This window comes from Nocardia altamirensis NBRC 108246, from assembly GCF_001612685.1.
Taxonomy (GTDB): Bacteria; Actinomycetota; Actinomycetes; order Mycobacteriales; family Mycobacteriaceae; genus Nocardia; species Nocardia altamirensis.
Genome location: NZ_BDAY01000016.1, coordinates 166999 through 188683, shown reverse-complemented (window position 1 = coordinate 188683; position 21685 = coordinate 166999). Strand labels below are relative to the sequence as shown.

Below are 21685 nucleotides of genomic sequence, written 5' to 3'. Positions count from 1 at the left end.
CCCGCGATCCCGGTATGTGGGATCACCGGGGGTGTTTCACGCCGAGCGGGTACTGGTGCAGGTGGCTTCTCGGGCGATGCCGCCACCAGTGCCCAGTGATCAGCCGACCAACTCCAGAACGGGTGCGGATTCACGGAAAGGGGTGCGGATCTGGAGACTGGGCTAGGTGTAGGTCGCGAGGCGGTGGGCGCATAGGGCCAGGAGGAGTGTTCCGGCTAGGGCGGGGGTGCTGGGGTCGTAGCCGAGGAGGTCTCGGATGCGGTCGAGGCGTTGGTATAGGGATTGGCGGCCGATGTGGAGGGCGGCTGCGCTGCGGGTGGGGCTGCCGCCGTTGCGGAGGTAGACCTCTAGGGTGCGGGCGAGGTCGCTGTGATGGGTTGTGTCCCAGTCGATCAGCGGCGCAATTGTGGTGGTGATGAGTCGGGTGCGTTCAGTGGCGGGCAGGGATTCGACGACGAGTTCGGTGGCCAGTTCCCGGCAGGTGGAGATGGGGCTGCTCGCCAGCCAGTCGCGGCGATGGCGGGTCGCCAAACGCAGTGCGGACCTCGCCGCTTCCAGCGAGCCGGTCAATGCGGCAGCGGTGAACTCGCCCGGATCGCCGACCACCAGGGTGACGCCCTCGGTGCTGTTGCCCGCGAAGGCATTGCGCAGCACGCGCACCGATTCGCCGACCGGATCGGCTATCGCCTTGTCCATGGCGAGGATCCCGAAGGTAGTCGCGTGGACTTCGGCGACCAACGCCTGCGTGCCGAGTTCCTTTGCCGCGGTATCGATCAGCCGGGCCGCGATGCGCGCGTCCGGTGCGTCGGCCGCCACCGGCACCAGCGTGCGCCCCGCCAGACCCGGTCCGCCCGCCGCCCCTGCCCTGCGCTTCAGATCGGCCTGCCGGATCAGTTTGGCGTCCAGCAGATCCGCGAGCAACGTCGCCGCCGCGACCTGCGGGCGCCCGGTCGGCGTCCCCGAATTCGCCAGTGCCAGGCCGAGGCTCGGGGCGGACTGGTCGACAATCGCGGCGAGCGTCGCGCTGTCCACCGCGGCACCCTGGCCTGCCGTCAAGGTCCCCCACACGTTGTCCCGCGCGTGAATCTGCGCCGAGGCCGCCGCGGATTCCACTGCGGCCCAGGCGGATCGATCATCATCGACACCGTGTGCGGCGATCAGCGCGCCGTTGCCGCTCGTGACGATCAACGCACACCGGGTCACCGCGCCGATCCTGGCGAGCAGCTGCGCCAGCCCACTTCCGGCCGCGAGCTCGCCGACGAGATCCTGTGCCAGCTCGTTGAGCAGCCGCAGCGACCGCACCTCCCGCGACACGATCTCGGTGTTCGCGGCACGACACAGATCGATGAACGGCACCACGGTGCGCAACGCCACCAATGGCAGGCTGTGCCGCGACGCTTCCGCCACCATGTCCGGCGGGATGGCATCGAAGGTGCGGCCGAGTTCCACCACCACCCCGGCGACCGCACGCCCCGCGATCTCCCGCAGATAGTGCCGCCGCGTCCCCGCATCCACCCCGGCCAGCCCGAGTCCGGTGGTGAGCAGCAGCTCACCACCGGACAGCAGCGGGCTGATCTCGTAGATCTCGCTCGAATGCACCCAGCGCACCGTCCGATCGAGTGCGCCGTGACCTGCGAGAACCTGCGGATCGGCCGCCGCGAACTGATCGTCGAGCAACTCACGCACGGTGGGCAACATACGGTCATCCTGTCATCCGGGACCGCATCCGAGGTTGACGATCTGTACGTTGCGATCGAGCCGTCCGCCTTGGAGGCTTGACCCATGACCCAGGCGATACCGGCACGACAACTGCTCGAGGTGGCCTACGACGAGGCCATGCGTGGCCTCGCTGAGGGCGGCATCCCGATCGGCGCGGCACTGTTCGCCGCCGACGGCACGCTGCTCGGCCGCGGTCACAATCGTCGGGTGCAGTCCGGCGATCCCAGCATCCACGCCGAAACCGACGCTTTCCGCGCCGCGGGCCGGCGCCGTGACTACGGCTCGACGATCATGGTGACGACCCTGTCGCCGTGCTGGTATTGCAGCGGGCTGGTCCGCCAGTTCGGCATCGGCACGGTCGTCGTCGGCGAATCGCAGACCTTCCACGGCGGGCACGACTGGCTTGCCGAGAACGGCGTCGAAATCGTGCTGCTGGAGGACGACCGCTGCGTCGAGATGATGACCTCGTTCATCACCGACCATCCGGCGCTCTGGCACGAAGACATCGGTGTCGCCGACGAGGTCGACGCGTCATGAACGCGATCGCGTCGATCGACCTGTCCCGTTGGCGCGCAGGCGGCGCGGCGGCCGCCGAGGTCGAGCGCGCGGTGGACGACGGGCTGAGGCGGGCAGGTTTCCTGCTGGTCTACGGCCACGGCGTGCCGGAAGGACTGGCCGCGCAGGTGCGTACGGCCGCGCGGCGCTTCTTCGCGCTGCCCGATGCGGTGAAGGAACAGTATGCGGTCACGGTCGGCGGCCGCGGTTGGATCGGGCCTGGCAAGGAGGCCAACGGCTACGCGGAGGGTACCGAGACGCCGCCTGATCTGAAGGAGACGTTCGCCGTCGGCGCGCACACGCCGGTCGGTGATGCGCGGGTCGACGACGTCTGGTTCCTGCCCAATGTGTGGCCCGCGGAAGTGCAGGAGCTGCGCGAGCTGACGACGGCCTACACCGACGCGGTGCGAGTGCTGTCCGATGAATTGCTTGCCCTGTTCGCCGCGGCACTGCAGTTGCCCGCCAACCCTTTTCGCGACCTGGCTGCCCGTCCTACCTGGACATGCAACATCAACCACTACCCGCCGTTGAACGTCGTCGGCGCACCGGAGCCCGGCCAGTTCCGGATCGGCCCGCACACCGACTTCGGCACGGTCACCGTGCTCGATCGGGAGCCGGGTGCGGGCGGGCTGCAGGTGTACACCGAGGAGGGCGGATGGGCCGACGCGCCTTATGATCCCGCCGCGGTGACCGTGAACATCGGTGACCTGCTTGCCTATTGGAGCGGTGAGCGTTGGCCGTCCGGGCGGCATCGGGTGCTGCCACCGCAGGCGGAAGCACCCGAGGAGGATCTGGTTTCGCTGATCTACTTCTACGAACTCGATCACGATGCGGTCGTCACCCCGTTGCCGCCGCCCATCGGCCGAGTGGCAGGCCTGCCGCCGGTGGTGTCCGCCGAGTTCCTGCGAACTCGGCTGGACGCCATCACGATTGGTTGAACCTGCTCAGCCGAAGCGCGGTTCGTCCTGCACCCAGCGGAAGTCGGTGCCGCGCAACGGGAAACTGCGCAGGTCGATCTGCTCCAGCGTCACCGTGACCGGGTGACCGTCGAGTTGACCGTCGAGCCGCAGCCGATCCGGTGCGGGCTGGGTAAAGGTGAACGCGCCGACCGGTTCTGCTGCCTGCGCGACCGCCAACGGATGCGCCGTGTGCTTCGCCTCCGAGAGGGCGAGGGTGCCAGCCGAGGTGTCGACCGTGGCGACCATCGGGACCAACGTGCCGTCCATCTGCTGATACATCGACCCGCTCACATCGAATACCAGGCGCTGCCAACGGTTTTTATCGGTGACCAGCGGCGGCACCGGTTGGCCGTCCCTGGTGAACTCCGACACCGCCCAGATTCCGTACAGCGGCGGCTTCGGAGCGCCGCCGCTCTCTTTCCAGTACTGCCAATCCGCCTGGATCAAGCCGAGGATCACCCAGGGCACGAGCAAGAGCTGGGCGGCGACGGCGATGCGCCGGACGCGGCGGGAACGGAACGGCTCCGGCTGGGTGGCGGGCTCCGACGGGCGTTGCAGCACAAGCATGTTCGCCAGCCGTCCGGCCTGCGGCGCCAGCAATATCAAGCAGATCAGCAGGAGATGTCCTGCCAGGATCTTCACCGGCACATCGAAGGTCATGTTCAACACGAACACCTGCGCCATACTGACCAGGCTCAACATCGCACCCAGGGTCGCGGTCCGCGGCAGCAACAGCAGCGCTCCGGCGAGCACCTCCGCTGAGCCGAGCAGAATCTGGTAGACGGGTGACGAGCCGACCTGCGACCAGAGCACCGCCATCGGGGTGAAGTGACCGTATGGCGTTAGCAGCGCCATCAGTGGGGGCTCCGGCATCTGCGTCGGAATCACCTTGGCCATCCCGTAGAAGAACATCTGCCCGCCGAGGGCCAGCCGCAGGAACAGCAGGAACCAGGCATGCAACCGCTGGTAGCTCGGCCTGCGCCGATCCAGAACCGTCCACACCAGAGTCACGGCCAGGGCGATCACCAACGCACAGAACAAAAATATCCAGATGATCGTCTGGTCGCCGCTGCCGGTTTCCAGATTCAGCGCGGCATCGACACCGAAAACCTGCCGCCCGACCCACGCGAAAACCGGCTCGAGCACTTCGAGCGTCCAGGCGATCGCGTTTTCTGGCAATTTCGAGCCGAGGACCCCGAGGTACACGAAGAGGAACTGCGGGAACACCACACAGAACACGCCGAAATAGACGAAGCAGAAACGGAAAACGATGCGGCTCATCGGATTCCACCGCGCGTTGGCACTGTCGGCGAATTCACCCCGCTCGGCTGCCCTGTCGCGCTGGACCAACTCTGTACTGACGGCGCTCACCACTACCCTCCCGATCCGATTCCTCCGCGTGAGCCGAACGGTATCGGGGATCGCAGTATGTAAGCCTCCAGGAATTCCCCGGTTTTCTCCTCGGCAGAAAGTCGTACGTGCTAACCACACCATCAGGGGTCGCGTAGGGGTTTCGTCCTACGCCGTGCCCGCGCTGTCGACAAGATAGCCGCATGTCAAGGCCCGGTTCCGGACAGTGAGCGCGGTTCGGCGACCTCGCTCGTTTTCCTTTCCCCGACGTACTGAAACGCGTTACTGTCGCGTATCGCGGCGCCCCCGCCGCTGATGCGGGCTGTGCGCACGCGCGCCCGCGCTTCATCGCGTCAGGAGGACAACGATGGCCGACGATCCGGATCCCGCCAAGCGGCAACAGCTGACCGTCAGCGAGCGCGATCTCGACGTGCTCGCCGAGGATCTCGCGCGCTGGCTGGATTCGAAGGTCTCCGCCGATCATCCGCCGAAGGTCTCCGGGCTCTCGCGGCCGCAGTCGGGCGGAATGTCGAGCACGTCCATCCTTTTCGATGCCGAATGGAGCGTCGACGGGCGGCACGAGAGCGGGTCGTTCGTGGCGAGGATGGCACCGGAAGCCGGGTCGTTCCCGGTGTTCGAGACCTACGATCTGGCCACCCAATACCACGTGATGTCCGGGGTCGCCGAGCACACCGACGTGCCGGTGCCCGGCCTGTGCTGGCTCGAAGAAGACGAGAAGGCGCTCGGCGCACCATTTTTCGTGATGCGGCGGGTCGACGGGCGGGTGCCGACGGACAATCCGCCCTATGTGTTCATCGGCTGGCTGTTCGACGCGACCGCCGAGGAACGCGCGCTGCTCACCGCCAACACGGTCGAGGTGATCGCGAAGATCCACGAAATCCCGGATCCGGACCAGCGATTCCCCGCCCTGCGCGGCACCGGGCAGTCACTGCGGCGGCACTTCGCCGCCCAGAAGGCGTGGTACCGCTGGGCCCTTGCCGACGACGGCGTCGAGATCCCGCTGCTGGAACGGACTTTCACCTGGCTGGAGGCGCACTGGCCCGCCGACCCAGGGCCCGATGTGCTCAGCTGGGGCGACGCGCGGCCAGGCAACGTCATCTACACCGACTTCCAACCCGCCGCGGTGCTGGACTGGGAGATGGCCGCGCTCGGCCCGCGCGAACTGGATGTCGCGTGGGTGATCTTCATCCACCGGTTCTTCCAGGACATCGCGACCCGCTTCGACCAGCCAGGCCTGCCGGACTTCCTGCGCCGATCCGACGTGGTCGCGAAATACGAAGAGCTGACCGGACATACGGTCAGCAACCTGGACTGGCACATCGTCTACGCCGCGCTGCGGCACGGCATCGTGATGGCCAGGGTGAAGCGCAGGATGATCCACTTCGGCGAGGACACCGACACCCCCGATCGGGACGACTACGTCATGCACCGAACCAGCCTCGAACGGCTGCTCGACGGAACCTACGAATGGGATTGAGGACAGTCATGCCAGTTCCCTTGGACGAATACCCGATTCACCAGACCTCGCTGTCGCTGGCCAGGGTGGCGAGCACCGACCGGAACTTCTACGACCGCAGCTACTTCAACGGTCACAACCGGGACGGCGGCACCTTCTTCATCACCGGATTCGGGGTGTACCCGAACCTCGGCGTCACCGATGGCTACCTTGCCGTCCGCAGGGGGGACGTGCAGCGCAGCGTTCGGTTCTCCGACGCGCTCGGCGAGCGCAGCCTGGAGCAGCGGGTCGGCGGCTACCGCATCGAGGTGCTCGAACCGTTGCAGCGGATCCGGGTGATCTGCGACCACAGCGAACTGGCCTGCGACCTCACCTGGGAGGGCGCCTTCCCCACGGTGCAGGAGCAGCCGCACCTGATCCTGGCCGGCAATCGGCCGATCATTCAGGCGACCCGGTTCGCCCAGCTCGGCTCCTGGTCGGGGACGCTGCAGGTCGACGGGGAAGACATCGCCGTCGACCCCGCGGTGTGGACCGGCACCAGGGATCGCTCCTGGGGCATCCGGCCGGTCGGCGAGAACGAGCCGCCCGGCCGGGTGGCCAGCGAGCCCGCGGGCGGATTCTGGTGGGTGTACGCGCCGCTGCGGTTCGACGATTTCGCGGTGGTGATCATCCTGCAGGAGGAACCGGACGGGATGCGCACCCTCAACGACGCGGTGCGCGTGTGGCCGGATGGGCGCGTCGAACAGCTCGGCTGGCCCCGCATCTCGATCGACTACCGTTCCGGCACAAGGATTCCCGTCGGTGCGCGGTTCGAGATGACCGCGCAGGACGGCAAGCCGCTGGAGATCGAGGTGACCACCGGAACCAACGTGCCGCTGCACGTGGGGTGTGGCTACGGCGGCGATCCCGACTGGGGACACGGCCAGTGGAAGGGCCGCGACTGGTCGCTGGCCAGCCGCTACGACCTCACCGCCCCGGACATCGTGGCGCGCACACCGTTCGGCGTGATCGACCATGTGGCGCGGGCTCGGTGCGGTGACGCCGAGGGCTGGGGGCTGTTCGAGCACGCCAGCATCGGCAGGCACGACCCGACGGGTTTCGCCGACTACAGCTCTGTCGCTCCGTAATTCAGCGACGGAAGCTCAGTACCCGGGGCGGGCCAACTCGGGGCGCTTGAGATAGTCGGTCAGCCCGATCACGTTGCCCCACGGGTCGGCCACCTCCACGCTCCAGCCGGTGGCGACTTCGAAGGGCGCGGTGAGCATTTCGACACCGCGCCCTTCGAGCTCCGCCGCAGCGGCCTTGGCGTCGGGCACCTCCAGCCACACGCGCATCGCTGGTGGTGCCCCCTGGCCTGCCGCCGGATCAACCATCGCCATGATCCCCGGTGTCTCCGCAGCCACCCCGAACAACGCGATTCCGCGCTCCGGCACCGTGAACCGCACCGACAGCCCGAGACGGTCCGCATAGAACTCCACCGCCGTGGTCAGCTCGCCCACGGGAACCAGCACATTATCGATGCCTCGGATATCCACCACGCCATGAAACCACGCGTCGCCGGTCCGCTCACAGCGTTCAGAACAGTCGTCCTGCTTGATATTTCGTGACACCGAAGCGCGACGGGCGAAGCCGGGCAATCAGGCCGAGTGGCGTTGCGCGACGGCGATGACGATGCCGTCGATGGAGCGTTTGGCGATGATCAAGGCGCCACCGCCGGACGCCAGGATGGCCGCGGCCTCGGCGACGCTCGCAGTGCCTACTGCTTCCATGGTCCGCGCCGCCGGGTTCGGCACCGGAACCTCGGCCAGCTCGGCGGCCGAATAGGTCAGGACAGCCACGCCCAGCGTGCGTGCGGCGTGTTGCAGACCGGGGTCGGCAACGCGGCGATCGATCGTTGCCAGGCACCCGATCGGCTGATCGCCCAGCACTTCTCGCACTGCCCCGACGATTCGATACCCCGCCATTGCAGGTCGAAGCCCCAAGCCGATCACAAAATCCACCTCAGGTGGACGCACGGGTGCTCCCGTAGTCGACTGCCGCCCCGACGATTCGATCCGCGGCCACCGCCGGCCGGAGTCCTGGGCCCGCCATCAAATCCACCTCAGTTGAACGCACGGGTGCTCACAGAGTCGGCTGCCAACGCGACGATTCGATCCACGGCCACCGCAAGGCGGATTCCGAGGCCGACCACCGGGTCGCCTCCCGACGTCTCCAGATCAGCCGATCGCACGGGCACTCGCATAGTCGGCGGCCGCTGCGACGAAACGACCAGTGGCCTCAGGGTTTCCGGCTGGATGAGTGTGCAGGTACGACGCATGCACGCGATGCACGAGCGCACCTTCCTTCGTTCGCGCACCGTCACTCCCATGCCAACCCCACGCCGGCGCATCCGCCGACGCCGACACCAACCGAGTCCGATGGAACTCGTGCCCCCGCACCCGTTCCCCCGCCCGCCACAACGCGGAATCCGCCAGCGCCACCGCATCCCGATACCCGAGGGTCAGCCGCGGCCCGAACTCCGCGTCGGCATCGACCACCCCCGCCATCGGATGCCCATCGAGCGACCGCGTCAAATACAGCAGCCCCGCACACTCCGCATGCACCGGCAACCCCCGCCGCGCCTGCTCCGACACCGCCTGCAACAGCCCGACATTCGCCGCCAGCTCCGCAGCATGCTCCTCCGGAAACCCACCAGGCAGCACCAACCCCGCCACCCCGCTTGGCAATTCGTCCCGCAGCGGATCGAACACCACCACCCGAGCCCCCGCCGCCACCAACAACTCCCGATGCTCGGCATATCCGAACGTGAACGCGGCCCCACCGGCCATCGCAATCACCGGCCCCGCGTCCCACTTCTGAGACATCCGCCCAGCACCTGCGCCACCCTCGTCATATCCCAGCGAATTCCGCCCTGGCACAGCGGCACCCGCCGTGCCCATGGCAACAGTCCGCTCGGGCACACCAGCACCTACCGCGTCCGTCGCAGTGTCCCGCTCGGGTACAACAGCACCCGCCCCGCCTATCTCATTCGTCCGCTCGGGTACAACAGCACCCGTCGCGCCCACAGCAGCAGCCCGCGCCCCCAGCACCTCCGCCGCGCGCACCTCGGTGGCGGGATCCCAGGCCGGGCCGGTGGCCGTCGAGCGAGCCAGGGCGGCGATGGCGGGTAGGTCTACGTGTGCGGCAACGAGATCCGTCATCGCCGCGACGGCGGCGGTGGCAGCGGCACCGTGTTCCACGGCCGGGATGAGGCCGAGGTGGCGGGAGGGCACTTCGAGTTCGGCCATGCGTGGGAGGGAGCCGAGGACCGGGAGCCCGACCCGGTCGCAGGCGGCGCGCAGCACCTGGTCGTGGCGTTCACTGCCGACGCGGTTGAGAATCACGCCGCCGAGGCGGATTCCGCTGTCGAACGTGGCGAATCCGTGCAGCAGTGCGGCCAGGCTCTGGCTGTGTCCGCGAGCGTCGACCACGAGCACCACGGGCGCACCGAGCAGACTAGCCACTTGCGCGGTCGATCCTTCGGCTACCGGCCCGGCATGGTTCTCGTCGATGCGGCCGTCGAACAACCCCATCACACCCTCGACCACCGCCAGGTCACACCCGCGCGCACCGTGCTGGTACAGCGGCACAACACGTTCCGCCCCGACGAGCACCGGATCGAGATTGCGCCCCGGCCGCCCCGCCGCCAGCCCGTGGTACCCGGGATCGATGTAATCCGGCCCCACCTTGAACGGCGCGACCCGATGCCCCACCCGCCGCAACGCCCCGATCAACCCCGTTGCCACCGTGGTCTTCCCACTCCCCGACGCAGGCGCCGCAATCACCACCGCAGGCACGCCGACCATCAGCGCAACCCCCGAATGCCAGCACTCCGCCGCACCGCACCACGAGCCCGCCGTCCCCCTGCCACAACGGCACACACGTCGACCCCAACCTTCAGCCCGCCACGCGCAACCGCCCCCACATCGCACACCTCTTGCGCAACGAGTGGCACATGGTGGAGAACTCCACCCGCGCTTTGCCGCAGCCATGTGCCACTCGTGCCAGACAGCGCGGAGGGACGGGGCGGGGCGACGGATCCGCACCTGTTCTGTGCGTCCGCACCCGTTCTGGGCTGCCTGAAGGGGTGCGGATGCGGAGAAAGGGTGCGGGGGTTCACCATTCGATGCCGCGCTGGCCTTTGCGGCCCGCGTCCATCGGGTGCTTGAGCTTGGTCATCTCGGTGACGAGGTCGGCTTCGTCCATCAGGGCTTGTGGCGCGTCGCGGCCGGTGACGACGACGTGCTGGTTTCCTGGGCGGCCGCGCAGGGTCTCGACCACCTCGTCGACGTCGACCCAGCCCCACTTGAGCGGGTAGGTGAACTCGTCGAGGACGTAGAACCGGTGCTGTTCGGCCTGCAGCCTGCGGGCGATCTCCTGCCATCCGGCGAGCGCGGCGGCCGCGTGGTCTTCGTCGGTGCCCTGCTTGCGGGTCCAGGACCACCCTTCGCCCATCTTGTGCCACTCGACCGCGCCGCCGACCCCGGTCTCGTCGTGCAGCGTGCCGAGGGTGCGAAAGGCCGCCTCCTCCCCCACCTTCCACTTGGCGCTCTTCACGAACTGGAACACCGCGACATCGAACCCTTGATTCCAGGCCCGCAGCGCCATCCCGAACGCCGCCGTCGACTTCCCCTTGCCCGGCCCGGTATGCACCGCGAGCACCGGCTGATTGCGCCGCTGCCGTGTCGTCAGCCCGTCGTCGGGCACGGTCTCCGGAACACCCTTAGGCATCGAATCTCCTTGTCAGTCCTCGACTCATCGGCGAGCCGACCGCATCATGCCGCAGCACCACCTCATCTGCCGTGCGCCAACCGGATACAGGCACCGATGCAAGCTCGTCGATTGCCCTCGCGCAGTATGCAACACCGCCACCGCTGTTGACGGTGACGCCCGCACGCGCGGACCTGCCGCGCACCGAGGTCGTGTCCGGCCGCGGCCCGACCGCGAACTGAACACGCGTGCCCCACGGCACTCGAGTCGCCGCGGAGACGGGGCGGGTCAAGCGGCGCGCACCGCTGGCGGGCCGCCGAGGCGCCCGGATCCGGCGCGCACCACGTCGGCGACCGAATCTCCGGTCAGCTCAGCCAATTTCAGGTAGCCGCCGCGCAGTTCGCGGGCGAGTTCGGCGGCGAGCCCGAGTCGGATCATGCCGCGTTCGCAGTCGACGACGATCGAGGTGACCGCATCGTTGGCGAGCAGCGCGGCCGCGGCGCGAGCCCGCGGCAGCGGATCGATACCGCCGGTGGCGCGACCGTCGGTGAGCAGCACCAGCATCGGCCGCCGCCGCGGATCGCGAACACGCTCGCGCAGGACGATTTCGCGGGCTTTCAACAGGCCCGCGGCCAGCGGCGTCTTGCCACCGGTGCGCATGCCGGAGAGGCGGCGCACCGCGATATCGACCGAAGAGGTCGGCGGCAGCACCAGTTCGGCGTCCTGCCCGCGCACCGTGATCACGGCGACCTTGTCGCGGCGCTGGTAGGCGTCGCGCAGCAAAGTGACGACGGCGCCGGTGACAGCGGAGAGCCGGTCCCGCGCCGCCATCGAGCCGGAGGCGTCGACCACGAAGACGACCAGATTCCCTTCGCGCCCTTCGCGATACGCACCGCGCAGGTCGCCGGAGACCAGCTTCAGTGGTCCATCGCCACGGCCGCGCGCACGCTGATGCGGCGCGGCCGCGAAGATGGTGCCGAGCAGGTGCAGGCCGGTGGTGGTGTCGGTGCTCGACCGAACCACCCGACCGTGCCGGGACTCCGCGCGAGAGCGGCGACCGGGCGCGCCTTCGCCGACGCCGGGCACTTCCCAGCGCGGCGGCGGCGCGGCGGCGGAAACCGGTGCGCCAGTGCGTCCTTCACGCCCGCTCGGCCGCTGGCCGCCACCCGGTCCGTCGGGCGGCGAGTCGGGGTCGTCGTCGGGCCGGTCAGCACCAGAGTTCGAGGCGGCGTCGGGCGAACCGACCTCGGACGGCGTCTGATCGAATTCTTCGGTACCCGTTGCCGATTCGCCCGCCCCCGTTGCCGACTCGTCAGTACCCGTTGCTGACTGGTTTGCGCCCGCCGAATCGTCTAGCCCCGCCTCGTCGGTACCCGCCGGGCCTTGCTCCTCCTCGGGCTCCCCTGCGCCCGAATCGGATTCGCGCGCCACCTCGTCGGCGGCATCCCGCATCGCGTCGTCGAGCTGCTCCTCGCTGATCCCCGGCTCGTCGAACGGATCACGCCGACGCCGGTGCGGCAGCGCGAGTTCCGCAGCGACCCGCACGTCCTCCTCGGTGACCGCGTCCGCACCACGCCAGGCGGCATGCGCCGTCGCGGTCCGCGCCACCACCAGATCGGCACGCATGCCATCCACGTCGAATGCGGCGCACAGCGCGGCAATTCGGCGCAGCTCCGCGTCATCGAGCAGCACCTGCGCCACCCGGTCGCGGGCACCGAGAATGCGGTCGGCCACCTGACGATCGGCGGGCGCATAACTCGCCGCGAATCCGGCCGGATCGGCTTCGTAGTCGAGCCGACGCCGCACCACCGCCATCCGCACGTCCACATTCCGCGAGGCCGCGACATCGACGGTGAGCCCGAACCGGTCGAGCAGCTGCGGCCGCAGCTCGCCCTCCTCCGGATTCATCGTGCCGACGAGCACGAATCGCGCCGGATGCGAATGCGAAACACCGTCCCGCTCGATATGCACGCGCCCCATGGCCGCGGCGTCGAGCAGCACATCGACCAGATGGTCGTGCAGCAGGTTGACCTCGTCCACGTACAGCACACCGTGATGCGCCGCCGCCAGCAGACCGGGCCGGAACGCCTGCTCGCCGTCGCGCAGCACCCGCTCCAGGTCCAGCGAGCCGACCACCCGGTCCTCGGTCGCGCCGACCGGCAGCTCGACCAGCCGGGCGGGCCTGGCGCCGGTCTCGTCGACGACAGGCGGCAGCAGCTGTGCGAGCGCCCGCACCACGGTCGATTTCGCGGTGCCCTTCTCGCCGCGCACCAGCACACCGCCGATGCCGGGATGCACCGCGCACAGGATCAGCGCGAGCTGCAATCGCTCCTGGCCGACGACAGCGGAGAACGGAAAACCGGCCTCGGCGTCGGCACGGGCACGCCCGCCGGTCAGCGACTCGGTCGACGACAGTGTTTCGGCATGGGACAACGACACGCCCCAACTCTATGCGTCACCACTCCAGCTCCCCGACGCCGCCACCCCGAACACGACACCGCCCCCGTCACGACGTCGCGACGGGGGCGGCAAGCCGATCAACGGCGCGATCAGCCCTTGCGCATCGGGGTGTGCAGAATCCCGTCGTCCTCGAATTCCGCACCGTCGGGCTGGAATCCGTGCTTGGCGTACAGGTCGACGAGGTAGCTCTGCGCGTTCAACCGCACCGTCGCCTCGCCCGCCTCCGCCAGCGCGGCCTGCAGCAGCCGCGTGGTGTACCCGTGCCCGCGCGCCGGAACAGCGGTGCACAGTCGGCCGATGCGGAAGGTCTTCACACCGTCTTCGTGCTCCTCGAGCAGCCGCAGGGTCGCAATGACCTCACCCTCGTCGTCGAGCCAGAAGTGCCGGGTCTCCGGAAGCAGGTCCAGCCCGTCGAGTTCCGGGTACGCGCATTTCTGCTCGACCACAAAGACTTCGACGCGAAGTTTCAACAGCTGATAGAGAGTGGCGGTGTCGAGATCCAACGCCCATGACCGTTTGAGAACAACCGTTGACATCATCGCGTCTTGCTATCACAACTAGCCGTCAACCGCGACTCCGGCATGCTTCGGCGTGTTATCCGTACCCGCAACCAGGCCCAGCGTTTTGGAGGTCCAATCCCACACTTCGTGGAACAACGCCGGGTTGTCCGAGAGCTTCACGCCGAGCGACGGAATCATTTCCTTCAGCTTCGGCGTCCACTCGACGTATTCGTGCGGGAAGCAGCGCTGCATGACGTCCAGCATCGCGGTGACGCCGGTCGACGCGCCGGGCGAGGCGCCGAGCAGACCCGCGATGGTGCCGTCCTCGGCGGCCACGACGGCGGTGCCGAACTCCAGCACGCCGCCCACACCCTTGCGCCGGATCACCTGGACGCGCTGGCCTGCGGTGATCAGCTCCCAGTCGCGGCCGTCGGCACGCGGGATGAACTCGGACAGCGTGTCGACCTTGCCTGCCTCCGACTTCAGCAGCTCGCTCACCAGGTACTTCGTCAGGCCGAGCTCGGTGACGCCGACGCCGAGCAGGGAGAAGATGTTGTTCGGCTTCACCGACTTGAACAGGTCGGTGAGCTTGCCGTCCTTGAGGAACTTCGGCGTCCAGCCCGCGTACGGGCCGAACAGCAGGCCGGGCTGACCCTTGATCACGCGAGTGTCCAAGTGCGGCACCGACATCGGCGGCGCGCCGACGGCGGCCTTGCCGTACACCTTGGCCTCGTGCTGCTGGATCAGCGCCGGGTTGGTGCAGCGGAAGAACTGGCCGCTCACCGGGAATCCGCCGAAGCCGTCGATCTCCTTGATGCCGGACTTCTGCAGCAGCGGCAGCGCGCCACCGCCCGCGCCGACGAACACGAATTTGCTGTTGACTGTGCGGGTTTCGCGGGTGCGCAGGTTGCGCACCTTCACCAGCCACGACCCGTCGGACTGCTTGCGCAGGTCGAGCACCTCGTGCCCGAACGCCAAGTCGCCGCCCGATCGACCGAGGTAGGCGAGCAGTTCCTGGGTGAGCGCGCCGAAGTCGATGTCGGTGCCGCCGTCGGTCCAGTTCAGCGCGATCGGCTCGGAGAAGTCGCGCCCGCGCGACATCAGCGGCAGCCGCCTGCTGAACTCGTCGGGGCTGTCGATGAACTCCATGCCCTCGAACAGCGGCTGCGGCGCCAGCGCCTCGTACCGCTTGCGCAGGTAGTCCGCGTTGTCCGCGCCGTGCACGAAGCTCACGTGCGGGATCGGGTTGATGAAGGTCGACGGCTCGGCGAGGATGCCGCTCTCCACCGCGTACGACCAGAACTGGCGCGACACCTGGAAGCGCTCGTTGATGTCGATCGCCTTGATGATGTCCACCGAGCCGTCGGCGTTCTGCGGGCTGTAGTTCAGCTCGCACAGCGCCGAGTGTCCGGTGCCCGCGTTGTTCCACGGGTCGCTGCTCTCCGCCGCGGCGGCGTCGAGTCGCTCGAACAGGGAGATCGACCAGTCGGGCTGCAGCTGCCGCAGCAGCGCGCCGAGGGTGGCACTCATGATGCCTGCACCGATGAGTACTACATCCGTCTTTTCAGTCATGGCAGCGTTCGGCACGGGTAGATCGACTTCCTTGTCCTTCTGGGCTGGTCCACCGGGCGGATGAACCGGCCTGGGCACGATGCTTGCGTGTGTTGCCCCAGTCCTCTGCAACCACGGCGGGCCTTAGGTTACCCGCCGTTCACCTAGCCCCAATTGTGCACCTCACCACGCCGATACCCCGCGCCGAACCCGCCGAATGTGACCTAGATTAGTGGTGTGACAAAGGAAACTCCGCTTGCCGCTCCGCACACCAAGCCACAGGACGGCGGGCCGTGGAAAGCCGATGTCCTTGGCGAGAACTACCAGCAGCGCACGCTGTCGTTCGGGCCAGATCCGGATGGAGAAGGCGAGGCCGTAGCCACTTTGGTGCGGTACCGCCCGGATGACACCGAGGCCACTGCGGGTGCCGTGCTGTACGTGCACGGGTTCACCGACTACTTCTTTCAGGAGCATCTCGCCGAGCATTTCGCGACGCGCGGGTATCACTTCTATGCGCTCGATCTGCGTAAGTGCGGGCGGTCGTTGCGAGACGGGCAGACACCGCACTATGTGACCGATCTCGCACTGTATGACGACGAGCTGAACGAGGCGTTGCGGATTGTGCGGGAGGAGACCGGTGCGCCCGTGGTCTTGAACGCGCACTCGACCGGTGGATTGATCTTGCCGTTGTGGCTGGATCGGCTCAATCGAGCACGAGGCACCGCGGCCGCCGGCGTGGCGGGCGTCGTGCTCAACAGCCCATGGTTCGACCTGCACGGCCCGGCGTACTACCGGACGGTCGGCACGCCGATCATCAAGGCGCTCGGCCGGTTCCGGAAGATGATCGAGATCCCGCTCGGCAAGGCCACCACGTACGGCGACAGCCTGCACCACACGGTGGCAGGCGAATGGGACTACAACCTGGACTGGAAGCCGTTGCACGGCTTCCCGGTTCGGTTCGGCTGGCTGCGGGCCATCCGCAACGGGCACGCCCAGCTGCACGCCGGTCTCGATATCGGCGTGCCGTCGCTGATCCTGCGGTCCCGGATGACGAAGTTCGCCCGCGAGTACGGCCCCGCCGTGGACGTGGCCGATGCGGTGTTGGACGTCAAGCAGATCCAGCGCTGGTCGGGCTGCCTCGGCGACCGGACCAACATCGTGCCGATCGACGGCGCGAAGCACGATGTGTTCCTGTCCTCGGCCGAGCCGCTGGCCCACGCGTTCGCCGAGCTCGACAACTGGCTGGACTGGCTGGCGGTCTACCGAGCCAAGTCCGGCAACGGCTCACCAGAGGCTGGTGCGTAGCACGATCTCGGTGACCAGCTCGTGGTCGGCTTCGGTCGCCACGTTGTCCACGTCGATCTCGACCACCCGGAACTCGCCGTAGACGAATCGCCCCGACGCGTCGGCGACGGCGCGCGGCAGATTCTTGGTCACCAGGACGGTGGTCGGCAACTCGACCGGAGGGACCGTGGCGTCGGCGATGGTCCCGTCCGGGCCAACGGCCGCCGGATGCCCGCGATCGGCCACCACGAGGCTGATGAACCGCCCGAAACCGGTCGCGCACGCGCGCCACGCCAGTTCGGCGCCGGTGCCGCGCGCGGCCACGTTCGCCCACGGCACCCCGATCTCGTCCAGGATCGCCGTGACACCCGCCGGGTCGAGCCCCTCGATCGACTCCACCGCGATCGTGCGCAGATCCGAGTTGTGCAATCGAGCACACACCTGGTCGTAGACGTCCACCGGATCGCTCGCGTCGGGCAACAGCAGCACGCTGTGCCGGGATTGGGGCCCGTCCACCCGCACGGTCCATGCCCGGTCACCGACCGTGATCTGCCGAGATTTCATGCCGAATCACGCTACACGGGTCACCTGAACAGAGCCCATTTTTCGTCAGGCCAGTAGCCGCATCCCGGCGCGTTCGCCCGCGTTGTGGTCGAAGGTGACGGTCAGGTCGCACCCGGCCTCGGCGCTGAGCTGCTGGACGAGCGCGTCGGCGAAGTCCGCGCCCTCGGCCGCCTGGCGCAGCGCCTGGCGGACGGTGTCGGCACGTTCGACCACGATCTCGGTCGAGTCGAGCAGGCCGAGCAGCACGTCGGTGACTGCTTCGGGGTCCTGCTGGTAGCCGCGGCGCAGCACCCAGTGGATCTCGGCGAGCACGATCATCGTGACGTAGCCGGGCTTGCTTTCGGTGAGCCCCTCGATCACCTGGTTCGCCCTTGCGGACTGTTCGGGGTCGTCCTGGGTGAGGTAGCGGATGAGCACATTGGCGTCCAGACCGATCATTTCTGCTTGCCTTCCACGACGTTGCCCGCGATGGCGTCGTTCATCTGCGCGAGGCTGATCGGCGCGCCGGACCAGCCGACGATGCCCTTGAGTGACTTGATGGTTCGGGTTTCGGGCACCAGTTCGTAGGTGCCTTCGGCGGTGGGCACGAACGCGACCCTGACCCCGGCGCGCAGGCCCATGGCGACCCGGACGTCGATCGGGATGGTGATCTGCCCTTTGCTCGTCACGGTCGCGGACACCACGTTTCCCGCTCTGGTGGGTCTTTTGTCTGCTGCCATTTCGCTCACCGACCACGTTCTTCCGCGTTATCGGCCCGCGCCTTACCCGGAGCCGAATTCCTTACTGCAAGGTAAGGGGCGGTGTACGCCACGTCAACAGTTCAGGCCTGCGAGGCGGCGATCGGCTGGGTGTGCAGGGTCGGCAGGCCCGCGGGCGCGCCCTCGGTGAGCAGCCGTTCGATCAGGGTGGTGTCGAGGTGGTGCTCGATCAGATCGGCGAGCAGGTCGAGCTGGGCCGAGCGCACCTCGGCGACGGAAACGTCCTCGGCGACAACGAAACCCGTGCGACCCGCGGCAACGGCCACCGAACGCAGCCAGGCCCGGCGGAACTCGTCCGATTCCAGCAGCCCGTGCAGGTGGGTACCCCAGATCGCCGCGCGGACACTGCCTTCCGGTGCGCCGTCGATCGCCAACCACGCCGGATCGCCGGTGTGGACGACGCGCCCGTGGTGGATCTCGTAGCCCGCCACCGGCATTCCCGCGTCGGCGTGACCGCTGCTGCGGCGCAACACTTTAGGGTCGGCGAATTCGATGTCCAGCTCGAGCAGGCCGAGCCCGTCGACCGACCCGGCACCGGATTCCACCTGATCGACGATCCGCCTGCCCAGCATCTGATAGCCGCCGCAGATGCCGAGGATCGGCCCGCCCGCCCGGGCCCGCGCGTGCATGGCGTCGGCGATACCGCTGCGCCGCAACCACTCCAGGTCCGACACAGTCGCCTTGCTGCCGGGCAGCACCACGAGATCGGCGTCGGCCAGCCGGGACGGCTCGCTCACCCAGCGCACCGAAACCCCTGGCTCGCAGGCCAATGCCTCGACATCGGTCGAGTTGGAGATGCGGGGCAGCCGGACGGCGGCGACAGTCAACCATTCGGTGCCCACCGGCGGCCGCGGCCTGCCGACCGGCGCGTCCGAGACGGTGCCGAGGGAATCCTCGGCGTCGATCCAGAGGTCGTCGGTGTACGGGATCACGCCGAGGGTGGGGCGGCCGGTCAGCTCGGTGAGCCGGTCGAGGCCGGGCCGAAGCAGTTCGACGTCGCCGCGGAACTTGTTGATGACGAACCCGGAAATCAGTTGCTGATCCTCGGGTTCCAGGATGGCGACGGTCCCGAACAGGTGCGCGAGCACGCCGCCGCGGTCGATGTCGCCGACGAGAAGCACCGGAAGCTCCGCCTCCTGGGCCAGCCCCATATTCGCCAGATCCGTTGCCCGCAGATTGATTTCGGCGGGCGATCCGGCGCCCTCACAGATCACCACATCGAATTCGGCACGCAGCGAGGCGAGTTCGGCCGCCACCACCGCACGCAGCTCCTGCCGATGCTGAAAATAGTCCCGCGCGCCGACTGAGCCGACCGCTTTACCCCGCACCACCAACTGCGAACGCCGATCACTCCCCGGCTTCAGCAGCACCGGGTTGAATCGCACGCCCGGCTCGAGCCCACAGGCCTGCGCCTGCAGCGCCTGCGCACGCCCGATCTCCCCGCCCTCAGGCGTGACCACCGAGTTGTTGGACATGTTCTGCGCCTTGAACGGCGCCACCCGCACCCCGCGCCGCGCCAGCATCCGGCACAGCCCGGCCACCACCACGCTCTTACCCGCGTCCGAGGTGGTCCCGGCGACCAGCAGCGCGCCCTTCACGCCGCTGCCCGCACCGCGACGTCCCGTGCATCCTTGCCTGGCACAGCCGAATCCGCGCGCACGGCAGGGTCGAGAATTCCGCACTCGTCTCCGTGACAACCCAACGGTGCGCGCCTCGAACCGCGCGGCCCCGCACTCACGGGAGGGTCAGGATTTCCGCGCCCGTCTCGGTGACCACGAGCGTGTGCTCGAACTGCGCGGTCCACTTGCGATCCTTGGTGACCACGGTCCAGCCGTCGTTCCAGATCTCGTAGTCGATGCCGCCGAGGTTGATCATCGGCTCGATGGTGAAGGTCATGCCCGGCTCGATGATCGACTCGATCGCGGGCTGGTCGTAGTGCAGGATCACCAGCCCGCTGTGGAACGTCGGACCGACACCGTGCCCGGTGAAGTCGCGCACCACGCCGTAGCCGAATCGGTTGGCGTAGGACTCGATCACGCGCCCGATGACGTTCAGCGCCCGGCCGGGCCGGACTGCCTTGATCGCGCGCAGGGTGGCTTCTTCGGTCCGTTCGACGAGCAGCCGGACCTCCTCGTCCACGTCACCGGCCAGGTAGGTGCGGTTGGTGTCGCCGTGCACGCCGTGGATGTAGGCGGTGACGTCGATGTTGACGATGTCGCCGTCCTCGATCACGGTCGAGTCCGGAATCCCGTGGCAGATCACCTCGTTCAGCGAGGTGCAGCAGGACTTCGGAAAACCCTTGTAGCCCAACGTCGACGGGTAGGCGCCGTGGTCGCACATGTACTCGTGCGCGATCCGGTCCAGTTCGTCGGTGGTGACGCCGGGCGCGACCGCCTTGCCCGCCTCCGCAAGCGCCTGCGCCGCGATCTTGCTCGCGATCCGCATCTTGTCGATCGTCTCCGCGGTCTGCACCCAGGGCTCGCTGCCCTCGTTGACGGTCTTCTTCCACGCGTATTCCGGACGCTCGATGGTGCGCGGGACCTCGCGGGTGGGTGAGAGAGTGCCGGGGGTCAGCGGCTTGCGCGTGCGGACAGACATGCGAACAGGGTAATCGGATGTCGCCGAAGGCGTCGTCATCGGACACCGAAGTCGCACCCCGGGGCCAGGCGGAATACTCGTGGACCACGGTCCGTTTACGCTATTGGTTGACATCGACACTACTGGAGAGAAAGAGGCTTGACCGTGGAACTGGGACTCACGACGTTCGCCGAGCTGTACCCGGTCGGCGACCGGCCCGCACCGAGCGCGGGTGAGCGGCTACGGCAGGTAGTCGAGGAGGCCGTCGCCACCGAGCAGGCCGGACTCGACGTCTACGGCGTCGGCGAACATCACCGCAAGGACTTCGCCGCTTCGGCGCCCGCGATGGTCTTGGCCGCCATCGCCGCGCGCACCGAGCGGATTCAACTGACCAGCGCGGTCACCGTGCTGAGCTCCGACGATCCGGTACGGGTGTACCAAGATTTCGCCACGCTGGACGGACTGTCCAACGGACGCGCCGAGCTCATGGCCGGGCGTGGCAGCTTCACGGAGAGCTTCCCGCTGTTCGGGTACGACCTTTCCGACTACGACGAGCTCTTCGAGGAGAAGTTGGCGCTGCTGCTGCACGTCCGCGAGGACAAGCCGGTCACGTGGGACGGTAAGTTCCGTGCGCCGCTGCGTGACGCGATCATCTACCCGCGCACCGAGAACCGGCCGCTGCCGGTGTGGATCGCGGTGGGCGGCAGCCCCGAATCGGTGGTCCGTGCCGGACTGCTCGGCCTGCCCCTGGCCATCGCGATCATCGGCGGCCAGCCTGCCCGCTTCAAGCCGCTGGTCGATCTGTACCATCGCGCGCTCGCCGAAGGCGGCCACGAGAAGCAGCCGGTCGCGGTGCACGCGCACGGCTACATCGCCGACACGGACGAGCAGGCCGTCGCCGACTTCTACGAGCCCTACGCACTGGCCATGAGCACCATCGGCCGCGAACGCGGCTGGGGCCCGATGACCCGCGCCCAGTTCGAGGGCCTGCGCTCGAAGGAGGGCTCACTGTTCGTCGGCACCCCGGACTACGTCGCCGAAAAGGTCGCCGACATCCGCGACACCCTCGGACTCGACCGGTTCATGCTGCACACCAGCGTCGGCACGCTGCCGCACGAAAAGGTGCTGCACAACATCGAACTGCTCGGCGAGAAGGTAGCGCCGCAGGTCCGCTGAGTACCA

20 protein-coding genes are annotated in these 21685 nt (G+C 68.1%); 6 read left to right on the top strand and 14 right to left on the bottom strand.

The features are described 5' to 3' along the window. Positions 1-162: 162 nt before the first annotated feature. A complete protein-coding gene (locus tag NA11_RS11705; RefSeq protein ID WP_069161850.1) occupies positions 163-1698 on the bottom strand; it encodes a PucR family transcriptional regulator in 1536 nt (511 codons plus the stop codon). Between the two features lie 84 nt (positions 1699-1782). Here NA11_RS11705 and NA11_RS11700 point away from each other — a divergent pair, with 84 nt between their 5' ends. Together NA11_RS11700 and NA11_RS11695 are read left to right on the top strand one after the other, a co-directional pair. Continuing rightward, on the top strand, positions 1783-2256 hold the full coding sequence (locus NA11_RS11700) for a nucleoside deaminase (RefSeq protein ID WP_174567679.1): 474 nt from the start codon (positions 1783-1785) through the stop codon (positions 2254-2256). Further along, the gene (locus NA11_RS11695; RefSeq protein ID WP_069161849.1) at positions 2253-3212 is read left to right on the top strand and encodes an isopenicillin N synthase family dioxygenase; all 960 of its coding nucleotides are present in this window, start codon (positions 2253-2255) and stop codon (positions 3210-3212) included. The genes NA11_RS11700 and NA11_RS11695 overlap by 4 nt, the downstream gene beginning before the upstream one ends. Before the next feature lie 6 nt (positions 3213-3218). On the opposite strand, the gene NA11_RS11690 is transcribed toward NA11_RS11695, so the two are convergent. Further along, complete coding sequence (locus NA11_RS11690) at positions 3219-4514, bottom strand: DoxX family protein (protein ID WP_069161878.1); 1296 nt, start codon at positions 4512-4514, stop codon at positions 3219-3221. A 436-nt stretch (positions 4515-4950) separates the two neighbouring features. On the opposite strand from NA11_RS11690, the gene NA11_RS11685 reads away from it, so the two are divergent. Both NA11_RS11685 and NA11_RS11680 read left to right on the top strand, forming a co-directional pair. Next, positions 4951-6081: a phosphotransferase family protein gene (locus tag NA11_RS11685; protein WP_069161848.1), complete on the top strand. Its 1131-nt coding sequence runs from the start codon at positions 4951-4953 to the stop codon at positions 6079-6081. Between the two features lie 8 nt (positions 6082-6089). Next, complete coding sequence (locus tag NA11_RS11680; RefSeq protein ID WP_069161847.1) at positions 6090-7187, top strand: Rv3169 family protein; 1098 nt, start codon at positions 6090-6092, stop codon at positions 7185-7187. Positions 7188-7202: 15 nt separating this feature from the next. On the opposite strand, the gene NA11_RS11675 is transcribed toward NA11_RS11680, so the two are convergent. From NA11_RS11675 to mqo, 7 genes are all read right to left on the bottom strand, one after another. Beyond that, on the bottom strand, positions 7203-7598 hold the full coding sequence (locus NA11_RS11675) for a VOC family protein (RefSeq protein WP_069161877.1): 396 nt from the start codon (positions 7596-7598) through the stop codon (positions 7203-7205). A gap of 99 nt (positions 7599-7697) precedes the next feature. Further along, on the bottom strand, positions 7698-8051 hold the full coding sequence (locus tag NA11_RS11670; RefSeq protein WP_084654535.1) for a cobalamin biosynthesis protein: 354 nt from the start codon (positions 8049-8051) through the stop codon (positions 7698-7700). Positions 8052-8276: 225 nt separating this feature from the next. Next, the gene (locus NA11_RS11665) at positions 8277-9905 is read right to left on the bottom strand and encodes a cobyrinic acid a,c-diamide synthase CobB (RefSeq protein WP_069161845.1); all 1629 of its coding nucleotides are present in this window, start codon (positions 9903-9905) and stop codon (positions 8277-8279) included. Between the two features lie 310 nt (positions 9906-10215). Next, positions 10216-10830 carry a cob(I)yrinic acid a,c-diamide adenosyltransferase gene (gene cobO / locus NA11_RS11660; RefSeq protein ID WP_069161844.1) on the bottom strand — a complete coding sequence of 205 codons (615 nt, stop codon included), beginning with the start codon at positions 10828-10830 and terminating at the stop codon, positions 10216-10218. Between the two features lie 267 nt (positions 10831-11097). Beyond that, complete coding sequence (locus NA11_RS11655) at positions 11098-13206, bottom strand: magnesium chelatase subunit D family protein (protein WP_069161876.1); 2109 nt, start codon at positions 13204-13206, stop codon at positions 11098-11100. 152 nt (positions 13207-13358) lie between these two features. After that, positions 13359-13808, bottom strand: a complete 450-nt coding sequence (locus NA11_RS11650; RefSeq protein WP_069161843.1) for a GNAT family N-acetyltransferase — start codon at positions 13806-13808, stop codon at positions 13359-13361. An 18-nt stretch (positions 13809-13826) separates the two neighbouring features. Beyond that, positions 13827-15341 (bottom strand): malate dehydrogenase (quinone), encoded by a 1515-nt coding sequence (gene mqo, locus NA11_RS11645; RefSeq protein ID WP_069161842.1) that lies wholly within the window; start codon positions 15339-15341, stop codon positions 13827-13829. A gap of 216 nt (positions 15342-15557) precedes the next feature. Here mqo and NA11_RS11640 point away from each other — a divergent pair, with 216 nt between their 5' ends. Continuing rightward, complete coding sequence (locus NA11_RS11640) at positions 15558-16625, top strand: alpha/beta hydrolase (RefSeq protein WP_084654527.1); 1068 nt, start codon at positions 15558-15560, stop codon at positions 16623-16625. On the opposite strand, the gene NA11_RS11635 is transcribed toward NA11_RS11640, so the two are convergent. The 5 genes from NA11_RS11635 to map form a co-directional block, all read right to left on the bottom strand. Continuing rightward, on the bottom strand, positions 16605-17168 hold the full coding sequence (locus NA11_RS11635) for a hypothetical protein (protein WP_069161841.1): 564 nt from the start codon (positions 17166-17168) through the stop codon (positions 16605-16607). The two genes, NA11_RS11640 and NA11_RS11635, sit on opposite strands and share 21 nt — an antisense overlap. A gap of 45 nt (positions 17169-17213) precedes the next feature. After that, positions 17214-17606 (bottom strand): type II toxin-antitoxin system VapC family toxin, encoded by a 393-nt coding sequence (locus NA11_RS11630; protein WP_069161840.1) that lies wholly within the window; start codon positions 17604-17606, stop codon positions 17214-17216. After that, positions 17603-17836, bottom strand: coding sequence for an AbrB/MazE/SpoVT family DNA-binding domain-containing protein (locus tag NA11_RS11625; protein WP_245745832.1), 234 nt, complete (start codon positions 17834-17836; stop codon positions 17603-17605). Before NA11_RS11625 ends, NA11_RS11630 begins: the two co-directional genes overlap by 4 nt. A 152-nt stretch (positions 17837-17988) precedes the next feature. Beyond that, positions 17989-19524: a cobyric acid synthase gene (locus NA11_RS11620; RefSeq protein WP_069161839.1), complete on the bottom strand. Its 1536-nt coding sequence runs from the start codon at positions 19522-19524 to the stop codon at positions 17989-17991. A gap of 136 nt (positions 19525-19660) precedes the next feature. Next, positions 19661-20524 carry a type I methionyl aminopeptidase gene (gene map, locus NA11_RS11615; protein WP_069161838.1) on the bottom strand — a complete coding sequence of 288 codons (864 nt, stop codon included), beginning with the start codon at positions 20522-20524 and terminating at the stop codon, positions 19661-19663. 144 nt (positions 20525-20668) lie between these two features. Here map and NA11_RS11610 point away from each other — a divergent pair, with 144 nt between their 5' ends. After that, positions 20669-21679, top strand: a complete 1011-nt coding sequence (locus NA11_RS11610; protein WP_069161837.1) for an LLM class flavin-dependent oxidoreductase — start codon at positions 20669-20671, stop codon at positions 21677-21679. The last annotated feature ends 6 nt before the right edge of the window (positions 21680-21685 follow it).